Here is a 12,772-nt window from a genome sequence, read left to right as displayed (position 1 = left end):
GTTGCGCTGGGTGGCCGGGGCGGGCGTCGGTGTCCTGGCCGCCGGTCAGGCGGCGACGGCGAGTTCGGCGCGGGCGCGGTGGATGAAGTCGCGCACGGCCGGTTCGCGCCTCCAAGGGGCCAGTGCGGTGTTGAACTCGCGGACGTAGTCCAGGGCCCGGCTGGACTGGACACGGGCGAGGATGTCGACGGAGCGATGGCCCAGTTCCAGGCCGAGGTCCAGGTCGCGGGCCTGGAGGTGGGCGGACCCCACGATCGCCAGGCGCATGCCGACGGAGCGGGTGAAGACGCCCGAGGGCATGGCCGCCGCCCGCTGGTTCCAGGCCAGGGCGGCCTTGGGCTTCTTCAGGTCGCGGAAGACCTCGGCGGCATCGGCGGACAGGCGGGCGTGGTGATAGAAGTCGATCCACGCGGGCTCGTCGCCACTGTCGTCCTTCGTCTGTTCCAGCAGCGTCTCGGAGGCGGCAAGGGCCCGGGAGGCGGCCCGGGGGTCGTTCTCGCGGGCGTGAGCACGGGCCTCGATCAGCTTGGTGAACGCCAGTACTCGCGGCACCGCCTGGCCCTTCGCCCGCTCGTAGGCACCCTGGGCCATGTCGACGGCCTCACCGGCGAACCCGCGCAGGAGCGACTGCATGGCCATCGTGGTCAGGACATAGCAGCCCAGTTGCACGTCGCCGCCGGCGCGGGCGAGGCGGAGGGCCTGGATGAAGTGCCGTTGGGCGACGTCGTGCTCTCCGACATCGAAAGCCGTCCACCCGGCCAGCCGGGACAGCTCCGCGGTGACGGAGAACAGCTCGCGGCCGACACCGTCAGCGAAAGAGCCTCGCAGCAGTGGGGCCGCCCGCTCCTGGAGACAGGTGGTGACGGAGTTGGCCTTCCAGTTCCCGCCCCCGTATTTGGAGTCCCAGCGCCGGGCGTCGTCAGCGGCCTCGCGCAGTTCGTCGAGGTCCGCTCGGCCGACCCGGTGGCCGCCGTCGTGATCGGCGGTCTCGTCGGCGGGAGTGACCAGCCAGCGGGTTACCGGGGTGGTGAAGGCGGACACGGCGAAGCCGGATGCGCCCGTGGTGAGGAAATCGCGGCGGTTCACGGAGCTCCAGAACGAAGTGGCGACGCGGACGGCGTCAGTGGGATCTCGCGGAAAATCCAACCCCACGTTCGCATCCGGTGTCTGCGCATCGCCCATACCTATTTCGGCAAGGCTGACGGGCCGCCCCAGCCGTTCACCGATCGCCTGGGCGAGGAGCTTGGGAACGGGCCACTTCGGCTTCATCCCGCGCCGACACCAGTTCGCCACCGAGGTATGCGAGTAGTCGGTGGTGATTCCGGCCTGCTGAGCGAGCTGATTGATCCGGAGGGCCAGGGACTTGCGGCTCGCACCGCAGTTTTCGATGAGTTGGGCCAGATCCGCGTTGGGCGGGCGGCTCCGACGGACGGTCGATGTCACGACGGCCCCCTTGACCAGTCACTGAAGCGTTGCGCACACGAAGAGTCGCCCTGCCCGAAGCCCAGAAGTCGTACGCCGCTGAGTACGTTCAGCGGCACGCGACGGCAGCTGAGCATTTTCGTCCGGGCACGTTTCCCGTGTGTCGGGCCACCGAGGGTATTGCCTTGCGGGCTCGCGGTGAACCGCGCACGCGAGTTGTGAGCCTCCCTGCGAGCCCTCCCCGCGATCACCTGCGACCGGTGTGATGAGGGTCCAGGCCACCGCAGGAACCGGAGAGACCTCTTTCCGGTGGTGGTCGCCGCCAAGGCATCCCAACCACCCTCGGGGGTGAACCAGATGTGTGGAATCGCAGGACTGGCCGGAGGCGACGCCTCCCGGCACGAGACGACGGTAGAAGCGATGGGCCTCTCGCAGGCACACCGCGGACCGGACGGCACGATGCACGTCACGTCGGTCGACGGGCGGGCGGTGCTGGCGATGAACACGCTGCTGATCGTCGACCCGCAGGCCATGCCCGGCCCCTACCTCGACCGCCCCACCGGGGTGCTGCTGGCCTTCAACGGCGAGATCTACAACTTCCGCCGACAGGCGAAAGCCTGGGGAATCGAGCTGGCCGCCCGGGAGTCGGACGCGCACTTCTTGCTGCGGGCCTGGGCGAAGATCGGCCCATCCTGCTTGGACGGTCTGGACGGCATGTTCGCCCTGGCGATCTACGACCCACGCGTTCGCAAGCTCTTCCTCGCCCGGGACCGGCTGGGGGAGAAGCCGCTCTACTGGCGGCTGGACGGCGGCCGGCTCGCGTTCGCCTCCGAGGTCACGACCCTGACCGGCTACGGCAGTGCCCCGCCGGTCCTGCGGCCCGAGACGGTCTCCATCGAGACCCCGACCGGCGCCGACACCCCCTTCCAAGGCATCCAACTGCTGTCCCCCGCCACCCTGATGGCCTTCGACACCGCCACCGGCTCCCTCGATCAGCACACCTGGTGGTCGCTGGAAGGAACCCGGCCCTTCGACGGCGACTACAAGGAGGCTCTGGCCCGCTTCTCGGTGGTGCTGGCCGAGCAGGTCCCGCTGCGGGTCCCGACCGGAGATTTCGCCCTGCTGTTGTCGGGCGGCCTGGACTCCTCGGTGCTGGCATACCTGATGCGCCCTCCGGCCTGCATCACGGTCCGCTACCCGGGCCAGGACCGCCTCGACGAGTCCAAAATCGCAGCAACGATCGCCCGTGACATCGGGGCCGAGCTGGTGGTGGTCGAGCCGGACAGCGCCGACTTCGCGACGGTGCTGCCGCACATGGTCTCGGCGCTGGACTATCCGATGGGCAACGCGTCGACGTTCTCCGAGTACATGGCCTACCGCAAAGCGTCCGATCTCGGACTCAAGGTCGTCGTCGGCGGGCTGGGGCCGGACGAGTTCCTGATGGGCTATGTCCGTCACGCCCTCGTCCTCTTCGGCCCCGATGCTGTCCTGGCTGCTGGGCTGGAGGCGTACCGACCGCTGGCCGCGAAGCTGATGCACATCGCCGGGCAAAGCCTGGACCCGGCGGAGGCTGTCACCCGGCTCGTCCTGCGCGGCCCTGACCCCGAGGGGCGAATCCGCGACCTGGTCGGCAGTGCGATGAGCCGAGCCTGCGGAGATCCGGCCCGCGCGCTCACGTTGGCCGACCTGGCCACGGCCTGGCGTCCGCTGGTGATGACCAGCGACAAACTCGCCTCTGCCTACGGCCTCGAACGCCGGTCGCCCTACCTCGCCCGCGACCTGATCGAGCTGTCCTACCGGCTCCCGGTTGAGCACAAGATCTGCGATCCGGCCGAGGGAAAGCGGATCCTGCGTGATGCGGCGAAGGCCCTGGGGCTGCCGCGGGAGGTCTGGGGCAGCCGGGACAAGCTCGGCTTCGCCAGCCCCGTCCCCACGTGGCTCAACGGGCCCCTCGCCGCCTGGACCGATGATCGGATCCGCACCGCCCTCACGGACGCGCCGGCGGTCTGGCGGCCGTTGCTGGAGAGCGGGCTGAAGCCTGGCGGCCGGTTCGACCGCACCCGGATGCAGGCTCTGACGGTAGCCGCCTGGCTTTCGAAGCAGACGGTGGGGGCTGCGGCATGACCTTCAACTCCGTTACTACGGTGGTCGGATGCGATCCGACACCAACAGCTCACCACAGCCGTCCACCGCCCGCGGAGCGGTCGCGGTCATCGTCAACCGGCGCGGTGAACTCCTCCTCCACCTGCGCGACGACCTGCCGGGCGTCATTGCCTGGCCCGACCACTGGAGCCTGCTGGGAGGCGGTGCCGACGGCGATGAAACCCCGGCCGCAGCGATCGTCCGTGAGCTCGACGAAGAGGCCGGTCTGACCGTCGCCGACCTGGCCGAACTCTTCGAGATCCGAGACACCCACGGCTCCGGCCAAATCATCACCTTCTTCTGTGGCAGCTGGGACGGCGACGAGTCCCGGCTGCCTCTCGCCGAGGGCGTCAAGCTCCAGTTCTTCGCCCCCGAACACCTCGACATCCTCACGATTCCGCCGTTCATCCGTGACGGGATCCACCGCTATCTGGCCGCCCGGCCCGCCACCTCTCCCCGCCCTTTTCGGGCGGGGAGAGGTGGGGCCGCCGCAAGCGGCCTCACCTGGAAGGAAACCTGCTCGTGAAGCTCACCGTCATCGGTTGCGGCTACCTCGGAGCCACCCACGCGGCCTGCATGGCTGAACTCGGCCACGAAGTGATCGGCATGGACACCGACATGGACAAGATCCATGTCCTCAACACCGGAAAGGCCCCGTTCTTCGAACATGACCTGGATGACCTGCTGGCCAAGCACATCGCGACGGGCCGGCTGAAGTTCAGCGCCTCCTACGCCGAAGCCGCCGCCCACGGCGACCTGCACTTCATCGGCGTCGGCACCCCGCAGCAGGCCGGAGAAGACGCCTACGACCTCACCCAGCTGTTCTCCGCCGTTCGTCGGCTCGCCCCGCACCTGCACGGCCCGGCCGTGATCGCGGTCAAGTCGACCGTCCCGGTGGGTACCGCACCACGCGTCGCGGAAATCCTGCGCAAGTGCGCTCCGGCGGGCGAGAAAATCGAGGTCGCCTGGAACCCTGAGTTCCTGCGCGAGTCGTTCGCCATCGAGGACACCCTCCGTCCCGACCGACTCGTCCTCGGCTTCAACACCGCACGCACCCGGGCCGAAGCCGTCCTGCGGCAGTGCTTCGGCAAGATCATCGAGGCGGGGACACCGACGATCGTCACCGACTGGGCCACCGCCGAACTCGCGAAGGCTTCCGCGAACTCCTTCCTCGCCACGAAGATCTCGTTCATCAACGCGATGGCCGAGGTCTGCGAGACAGCGGGTGCCGATGTCGGCCGACTCGCCGACATCCTCGGCCACGACGTCCGCATCGGTCGACGCGGCATGCGGCCCGGTCTCGGCTTCGGTGGCGGCTGCCTGCCCAAGGACATCCGTGGCTTCATGGCCCGCGCCGCTGAGCTCGGCGCCGACCAGGCCCTGACGTTCCTACGCGAGGTCGACGCGATCAACACCCGGCGCCGCGAACGCATGGTCGACCTCGCCCGCGAACAGCTCGACGGCAACCTCATGGGCAAGCGGATCACCGTCTGGGGCGCCGCCTTCAAGCCGAACACCGACGACATCCGCGACTCACCCGCCCTCGCCGTCGCCCACAAGCTCCACGAACTCGGGGCCGCCGTCACCGTCACCGACCCCAAAGCCCTCGACAACGCCCGCAAGACCTACCCCGAGCTCGACTACGTCGACGACCCGATCGCCGCAGTCCAGGACGCAGACCTGCTCCTGCACCTGACGGAGTGGCCGCAGTTCAACCACGTCGACCCCTGCTGTCTCGCCCACCGCGCTACGAGCCAGAAGGTCATCGATGGGCGCGGCACCCTTGACGCCGACACCTGGCGCGAAGCGGGCTGGACCGTTCGCGCTCTCGGCCGCCCCTGATCTCAGGGGACTGACAGGGGCTGATTCTCCGAGCGCGCCCGTGCCGTGGCTGCCGTCGTGCCCACGCCCGGGAGTACGCGGCGACCCTCAGGGCTTGCGGTCCGGCAGCGGTTCCGGCAGTCCCTCGTACCAGCGCTCGACCACAGACCAAAATCTGGTCAGCGCTACGGCGGCGAGTGCGACGCGCCCCGCGTACCCGGCCGCGTACCGTCCTGCCCGCAGGCGTCGGGGCAGCAACCATGCCGTCAGGGCCACCGCCACACCCGCGAGGACGGTCAGCGGGAGTTCCGCGTACAGGACGTGCCAGGCCGGTCCTCGCTGGTATCCGGCACGTGCCCGGAGTTCCGCGTCGGCAGCCCATCCCAGCAGCCCCGCGAAGCCGCCGACCAGGGCCACCCCGCTGCCGCTCAGTGCCTCGACGCCTCTCAGTGCTTCGATGCGTTCCCTCATGATCGTTGAGGACGCCGACCGCGGCTTGGGGGTTCCTGGAGAGCGACGGTCGAGGCGGTCGCTCACAGTGCGCCCTGGGCGACCGCGGGCCTTGCTGTGCGGTCGTCCGAGCCGTCGCGAGCGCCCAGGGCCGCCCGTACCGCCGCGCGGCCCCTCTGCGCGGCCTGGATGTATCCCTGGAGCTCCGGTCGCCGTGCGGGGGCCGGGGTCGTACAGGCGCGGCACTCCCCCGCCGTGTTCACGGGCGCCCCGCACTCCGCGCACTCGCCGGGGCGGGGCGGTGACTGCGGCGGTGCTGCCGGGGGCGGGGTGGGCAGCTTGCGGCGCAGTCGGTCCATGACCAGTCCGGGCGCCGAGAGCACCTGCGCGGGCAGCCCGGCCGTCAGCGCCTCGCGGAGCTGCGCGTCGCTCGCGCCCGCCGCCCGCCACTCCTCGACCTTCGGGGCCAGCCGGACGGCCTCCGCCGTGCCCAGGGTGAGCCGGACGTCGCGGCGGCCCAGCGACAGCAGCAACTCGGTCGCCGACCTGAGCTGTTCGGGCACGGAGAGCGCGGAGAGCCTGGGCAGCACGGGCTTCCGCCTGCGGGAGGGGGCCGGTCGGGGCCTCGGTCGCCGAACCGGGCGCTGGTCCGGGTGCGGCTCGTGCTCGTGTGCCGGGGAGGGAGGTACTTGTTCTCCTGTCCTTTCTCCCTTGGGGAGCGGGCCCGCCACGCCGGTGTCCGGCTCCCCGGAGGCCAGGTTCTGGACCATTTCCTGGTCGTACGGGGAGTCGAACACCTCGTACACCGTGATCAGTTGGCCGGTGTCCGCGTTCTTGAGGACCAGGCGGCGCAGATACCGCGAATCCTCCAGCTCACGCAGGGCGTTGGCGATCGTGGCGCGGCCTTCCCTGCGCTGCGCGGCAAGGGCGCGAACGGAGGCGCGGGCGCCCTCGGGGAGGCTCAGGAGGTACACCAGTACGCCTGCCGCGCACCAGGAGATGCTGCGGTCGCGGAGAAGGGCGTTACCGAAGGTGGAGAAGCACGTGGTCTGCCTTGTACGGTGGATACGCATTGGGAGGTCGCTCCTAATGTCATGCCCCCGGGTGGGCCAACACCGCGGGGGCTCTTCTGTGCTCGACGGGCACGTTGAGGTCGATTGCGGCGAATGTAGTGCTACGCGTCATGACCCCTCCAACGGCAACAAAACGGGCGCGTACGGGGCTCGTTGCACCTCTCGGTCCCCTGTCCACCTGCGGTTTTCCTGTGGGGGTGGGGCGTCGGGGCATCGCCGCGGCAGGTCGTCGTCGCCGCACAGTTCACCCGACGGAGTGATCACCCCGTGTGCGGTGGGATCGAACTCCCTTACGGGTGGAGTGGGTTGCGTACGCCGTGAGGCTCGTACCGGGGAGAGACATCCGCGTCTGGTGCCGGGCCGGTGACCGGCGTCCGGCTGCTCGGCGCGCGCCGGGAATCGAGGGGTGGTGGGGGCGGTGGGGGCGGTGGGGGTGGTGGGGGGCGGTGGGGTGGTGGGCGTGGAGAGCCTGTCGGCGTGGGTGGACACGCTTCGGCGGGTGTGGCGGCTGGCGCCGCTTGCGGGCGTATTCGCGAGCGGGTTCGCGAGCGGGTTCGCGGGCGGGTTGGCGAGCCTCTTCGCGGACTATTCGCGGCGAACGCGGCCCGCTACAAGCGCACGGCGGCGGTGAGGACGGTGACAGCCGCGGTGACGGCCGGGCGATCGGCCGCGCACCGCCCGGGTCGCCCGGGTCACCGCGTCACGTGGGCGGTCACGTGGGCGGTCACATGGACGGTCGCGGGTCCGTGCTCGCCGTCAGGCCGTTCAGGAGCAGGTCGAGGCCGGTGATGAACTGATCGCGGTCGTCATGGTCGCGCAGGTCGGTGGTGGCGCGCGTCAGGAAGGGGTACTCGGCGGGGTCGAGTTCCGCCCAGCGTTCCGCGGTCTCGGCGAGGAAGGCGTCACGGCTGGTGGTCGCGCCGACGGTGACGCCTGGGGCGACGATCTGCGCGCTGACACCGGTGATGTAGTAGAAGACCGCGGTGCAGACCGCGAACTGCCGCTCGGCGGGCAGCCCCGTTCGTGCGACAAGGGTGCCGATGCGGTCGAACAGGCGCAGCGTATGCGCCAGCGTGGCCGGCGCGGTGACGTGGAACGCGGCCCACGGGTGCCGGTCAAGGGCGTCGAAGACCGCGACGGCGAGCGCGCGCAGCCCGGCGCCGGCCGCGACGCCTTCGTCGGGACACCGGGCCGTGGCGACGGCGTGGCCGATCACCTGATCAGCGGCCAGGGCGACCAGCTCGTCCTTGTTCGCCACGTGCCAGTACAGGGCGCCGGGACCGGTGTTCAGCCGTTCGGCCAGCAGCCGGAAGGTGAGTCCCCGCTCGCCGCGCTCGTCCAGCAGTGCGACGGCGGCGCCGACCACTATGTCCCGCGAGAGGGCGTCGGCCCGCCCCCCGGCGGGTGCTCTTCCTCGCGTCCGTGGCATGACCTCATTTTGGCACATTCTTGACACGTTATGGAACCGCGTTCCATACTCTTTATGGAACATCGGTCCATTTGGCGCCCCGGGCAGAGGCCCGGTGCGGCGCCCGCACAGAGACGAGGGAGCCCATGACCGCCACCCCCCACCCGATCGCCATCGTCGGCGCCGGACTCGGCGGCCTGACCCTCGCCCGGGTCCTGCACGTCCACGGCATCCCCGCGACGGTCTACGAGGCCGACGCCTCGGCCGAGTCACGCACGCAAGGCGGCCAGCTCGACATCCACGAGGACGACGGACAGCGTGCGCTCGCGGACGCCGGTCTCACCGACGAGTTCCACGCGATCATCCATGAGGGCGCTGAGGCGTTGCGCGTGCTCGACCAGCACGGCACGTTGCTCCACGACGAGCCTGCCGACGGCACGGCGGCGCGTCCCGAAGTGCTCCGCGGAGACCTGCGCCGCATCCTGCTCGACTCCCTGCCCGACCGGACGGTGCGGTGGGGACGCAAGGTCACCGCTGTCCGGGCCCTCGGCGACGGCCGTCACGAACTCGTCTTCACCGACGGCTCCACCGTGACCAGCGGCCTTCTGGTCGGAGCCGACGGCGCGTGGTCGAAGATCCGCCCCCTGCTCTCCGACGCCGAGCCCGAGTACATCGGCACGACGTTCATCGAGACCTACCTGTACGACGTGGACGAGCGGCACACCGCGACGGCCCAGGCGGTCGGTGCCGGCGCGATGTACGCGTTGACCCCGGGCAAGGGGATCGTGGCGCACCGCGAGGCGGGAAACATCCTGCACACGTACGTCGAGCTGAACCGTCCCGCCGAATGGATCACCGGCATCGACTTCACCGACGCCGCCGCCGCGACCGCCCGGATCGCGGCCGAGTTCGACGGATGGACACCGCACCTCACCGCGCTGATCACCGACGGCGAGACCGCTCCGGTCGCGCGCATGATCCACACGCTCCCGGACGGGCACCGATGGGACCGTGTGCCCGGGGTGACGCTCCTCGGGGACGCCGCGCACCTGATGCCGCCGTCCGGCGACGGCGCGAACCTGGCCATGTTCGACGGCGCCGAACTCGCCAAGGCGATCGTCGCGCACCCCGACGACATCGAAGCGGCACTCACCGCCTACGAAGAGGCGCTGTTCCCCCGCAGCGAAGCCTTCTACGCCGACGCTCACGAGATCCTGGACCTCTGCCTCGGCGACCGGGCACCGTTCGGACTCATCGACCTCTTCAACGGCGTCCCCCAGGGCGGGCACGGGGCACCCGAGTAGTGCGGGGGAGGCGCACGGCGTGACGTGGCGCCCGGGACGGGCCGCCGGGCCGGGCGCACGGCAGGACATGGCGCCCGGGACGGGCCGCCGGGGCCGGACGCACGGCAAGACGTAGCGCCCAGGACGGGCCGCCGGGGCCGGACGCACGGCAAGACGTAGCGCCCAGGACGGGCCGCCGGGGCCAGGCGCACGGCAAGACGTAGCGCCCAGGACGGGCCGCCGGGGCCAGGCGCACGGCAAGACGTAGCGCCCAGGACGGGCCGCCGGGGCCAGGCACACGGCAAGACGTAGCGCCCAGGACGGTTCGCCGGGCGGCCGGTTCAGCCCCGGACCCCGCTCACCACGAATCCGCTGCGGGGACGGGTCGGGACGCGCCGCAGCGGAATGCTCAGGTCCTGTTCCGGCACGTCGTACTCCAACCCGGCCAGCCGCGGACCCAGTGCGGTGAGGACGGCCAGGGTGATGTCCTCACCGGGGCACCGATGGCCCGCGTCGGCCTCACCGCCGCCTTGCGGGATCAGCTCGTCACGCCCGGGTTCCCGGTCGACGAACCGCTGGGGCGAGAAGACGTACGGGTCGTCCCACAGCTCCGGGTCGTGGTTCTGGCCGTAGATGTCGAGCAGCACCATGGTGCCCTCGGCGATCGGCTCGTCGTGCCACCGCAGGTCGGCGACGGCGAGACCGCCGACGAACGGCGCGAAGGGGTAGAACCGGCGGACTTCCTGGGCGAACGCGAGCGCGTAGGAGGCATCGCCCGACGCGAGCCGTTCCCGGACGTCCGGCCACCGGTGCGTCGCGTGGGCGGCGAAGGTGACGAACCACGTGACGGCGACGGTCGGACGGATGACGTTGAGGAGTTCGACGGCGGCGGTACGGGCGTCCAGCAGAGAGCCGTCGCTGTCCCGGTGGGACGCCACGCTCATCAGGATCGACCCCTCGGACACACCCGCGGGCGCACCCGTCGTACGGCACTCCGTGACGAGCCTCCCCAGACGCTCCTCCTGGCGAGCGCGGGCGCGACGGGCCCGCCAGTGCCGCGGCCCGGCAGTGGCGAAGCCGTCCACCATCGCCACCAGGTCCGCCGCCGTGCCGTCGTCCTCGCCGATGGCGTCCGGAATCCCCGCCCAGGAACAGACGGACCGGGTCAGCACCTTGCTCACCTCGTCGAACAGCACGAGCTGTTCCCGCTTCGCCCAGTCGGCCCGCGCGCGCTCCCACTCCTCCTCCACCCGGTGGACGAGTGCGGCGACGCGCTCCCGGTCCTTGAGCAGCGAGACGAACATCGCCTTGCGCACCCGGTGTTCCTCGCCGTCGAGGGTGTGCACCGCCCCCTGGCCGAAGAGCGTGTCGACGACCGGCTCCGGAAGCGCCGAAGTCCGTCGCACATGCGTCTCGTCGTAGAAGAAGCGCACCGCGTCCACACCGTGGAGGGCGATCGCCGGCTTCCCCAGGAGCCGCGTACGGACGGGCGCCCCGCCGTCGCGGCGCCGCCGGTCGGGGAGCCAGGCGTATCCCTTGGCCAGCAGGGCGAGCGTGCTGTCGTACATGGGGCCTCCGGGGCACAGGGTGGAGCGGGCTTTCGGTCGCGCGCGGGGACGAAGAGCGCCCTACCGCGCGTTCCCTTCCCTTACCGCGCAAAACACGACGCGTATCCGGCGCGGGCTCCGCCGAACGGATGCGGCCTCCGCCGAACGGGGGCGAACGAGGCGGGAGCGACGGTGGATCGTGATGGCCGGCAGTCCCATCGGCCGACGCCCCGGTCAACCGGTCAACCGGTGGGTCGTGATCGACCGGCGGCCCAGCAGGGCGCGTCAGCCGATGAGGCTGCCGGTCAGTGGCCGGGCCGTCACGACCACCAGAACCCGGGCAGCGGCGTCGTTGTCAGTGGCGGCACATAGCGTCGGTGCACGCACAAGGAGTGTCCCCGACCGACCCGACCGACGAGAGGCCCGCCATGGAGTTCCGGATCGAGCGCAGCGCACTGACCGATGCCGTCGCCTGGGCGGCGCGGGTGCTTCCCACCCGGTCGCCCGTCCCGGTGCTGGGCGGGCTGTTGCTGGAGGCGGACGGCGGATCGCTGCGCATCTCCGGCCTCGACTACGAGGCGTCGGCGTGCGTCGAGGTCGAGGCGGAGACCGCGCGGGCCGGGAAGGTCCTGGTCATGGGGCGACGGCTGCTCGACATCTGCCGGGTGCTGTCGGACGGCCCGGTGGAGTGCGCGGTGGAGGCGGCGCGGTTCACGGTGACGGGCGGCGGTGCCCGGTTCGGGCTCTCGGTGCTGCCGCTGGACGACTACCCGTCCCTGCCACCGCTGCCCCCGGTGCGCGGTGAGGTCGACGCGGAGGCGTTCGCCGCCGCCGTATCCCATGTGGCGGTCGCGGCGGGGCGGGACGACACCCTGCCCACGCTGACCGGCATCCGGCTGGGCCTCGACGGCGACACCATGACGCTGGCGGCCACGGACCGGTACCGCTTCGCCGTGCGCACCCTGCCGTGGAAGCCGCTGGAGGCGGACGTGTCGGCGGACGTGGTGGTGTCGGCCCGGCGGCTGACGGAGATCGCGCGCTCGCTCGGCCGGGCGGGCACGGTCCGGGTGGCGCTGGACGGCGGATCGGCCGGGTTCGAGAACGCCGGGGCGCGTACGACGGTGCGTCTCCTCGACGGGCGACTGCCGCGCCACGACAAGCTGTTCGCGATGGCCGACCCGGTGGTGGCGGTGACCGACCGTGAGTCGCTGACGGAGGCGGTCAAGCGGGTCGCGGTGGTCGCGGACGGCGACAGCCCGCTCCAGCTCGCGTTCACGGGCGACTCGGTGCTTCTCCAGGCGGGGTACGAGGACGATGTGGCGTCGCAGCGGCTGCCGGCCGTCCTGGAGGGGGCCGCCGACATGACCGTCGCGTTCAACCCCTCGTACCTGATGGACGCCCTGGCCTCGTTCGAGGAGCCCGTCGTCCGCTTCCAGTTGGCGGGGCCCGGTCAGCGGGCGATGCTCACCGGGCTTCCCGCGTCCGCGACGGGGGCGGGTACGGGAGCGGGGTCGGGTACGAAGTCGGGTGACGCGGGCGACGGAGGTGACGCGGGCGACGCGGGTGTCGGCACGCATCGGCATCTGCTGATGTCCATCAAGCCGTTGGTCTGACTCGGCGAGAAGG

Annotated in this window: 10 protein-coding genes; 5 read left to right on the top strand and 5 right to left on the bottom strand. The window is 71.1% G+C overall.

Annotated features, from left to right (window positions below):
* Positions 1-45 precede the first annotated feature (45 nt).
* The gene (locus PZB75_RS16900; protein ID WP_275536134.1) at positions 46-1,443 is read right to left on the bottom strand and encodes a sporulation protein; all 1,398 of its coding nucleotides are present in this window, start codon (positions 1,441-1,443) and stop codon (positions 46-48) included.
* A gap of 336 nt (positions 1,444-1,779) precedes the next feature.
* Between PZB75_RS16900 and PZB75_RS16895 the strand changes: the two genes are divergently transcribed.
* From PZB75_RS16895 to PZB75_RS16885, 3 genes are read left to right on the top strand one after another with little or no spacing between them, the layout of a single operon-like run.
* The gene (locus tag PZB75_RS16895) at positions 1,780-3,546 is read left to right on the top strand and encodes an asparagine synthase-related protein (protein WP_275536133.1); all 1,767 of its coding nucleotides are present in this window, start codon (positions 1,780-1,782) and stop codon (positions 3,544-3,546) included.
* 28 nt (positions 3,547-3,574) lie between these two features.
* Positions 3,575-4,090, top strand: a complete 516-nt coding sequence (locus PZB75_RS16890; RefSeq protein ID WP_275536132.1) for an NUDIX domain-containing protein — start codon at positions 3,575-3,577, stop codon at positions 4,088-4,090.
* The gene (locus PZB75_RS16885; protein ID WP_275536131.1) at positions 4,087-5,406 is read left to right on the top strand and encodes a UDP-glucose/GDP-mannose dehydrogenase family protein; all 1,320 of its coding nucleotides are present in this window, start codon (positions 4,087-4,089) and stop codon (positions 5,404-5,406) included. Before PZB75_RS16890 ends, PZB75_RS16885 begins: the two co-directional genes overlap by 4 nt.
* Positions 5,407-5,493: 87 nt before the next feature.
* On the opposite strand, the gene PZB75_RS16880 is transcribed toward PZB75_RS16885, so the two are convergent.
* The 3 genes from PZB75_RS16880 to PZB75_RS16870 all read right to left on the bottom strand — a co-directional run bounded on the left by PZB75_RS16880 (position 5,494) and on the right by PZB75_RS16870 (position 8,337).
* Entirely contained in the window at positions 5,494-5,856 is a 363-nt protein-coding gene (locus tag PZB75_RS16880; protein ID WP_275536130.1) for a hypothetical protein, read from the bottom strand.
* 62 nt (positions 5,857-5,918) lie between these two features.
* Positions 5,919-6,908, bottom strand: a complete 990-nt coding sequence (locus PZB75_RS16875) for a hypothetical protein (RefSeq protein ID WP_275536129.1) — start codon at positions 6,906-6,908, stop codon at positions 5,919-5,921.
* 724 nt (positions 6,909-7,632) lie between these two features.
* Positions 7,633-8,337: a TetR/AcrR family transcriptional regulator C-terminal domain-containing protein gene (locus PZB75_RS16870; RefSeq protein WP_275536128.1), complete on the bottom strand. Its 705-nt coding sequence runs from the start codon at positions 8,335-8,337 to the stop codon at positions 7,633-7,635.
* Positions 8,338-8,462: 125 nt separating this feature from the next.
* On the opposite strand from PZB75_RS16870, the gene PZB75_RS16865 reads away from it, so the two are divergent.
* Positions 8,463-9,620: an NAD(P)/FAD-dependent oxidoreductase gene (locus PZB75_RS16865; protein ID WP_275536127.1), complete on the top strand. Its 1,158-nt coding sequence runs from the start codon at positions 8,463-8,465 to the stop codon at positions 9,618-9,620.
* Positions 9,621-9,940: 320 nt separating this feature from the next.
* Here the strand turns inward: PZB75_RS16865 and PZB75_RS16860 are convergent, their stop codons facing one another.
* Entirely contained in the window at positions 9,941-11,167 is a 1,227-nt protein-coding gene (locus tag PZB75_RS16860; RefSeq protein WP_275536126.1) for a cytochrome P450, read from the bottom strand.
* Positions 11,168-11,574: 407 nt separating this feature from the next.
* Between PZB75_RS16860 and dnaN the strand changes: the two genes are divergently transcribed.
* Positions 11,575-12,759 carry a DNA polymerase III subunit beta gene (gene dnaN / locus PZB75_RS16855; RefSeq protein WP_275538740.1) on the top strand — a complete coding sequence of 395 codons (1,185 nt, stop codon included), beginning with the start codon at positions 11,575-11,577 and terminating at the stop codon, positions 12,757-12,759.
* The last annotated feature ends 13 nt before the right edge of the window (positions 12,760-12,772 follow it).

Origin of the sequence: Streptomyces sp. AM 4-1-1 (assembly GCF_029167625.1) — a bacterium.
GTDB lineage: Bacteria > Actinomycetota > Actinomycetes > Streptomycetales > Streptomycetaceae > Streptomyces.
Note: the sequence above shows the minus strand (reverse complement) of the source record. Positions and strands in the feature narration are given on the sequence as shown.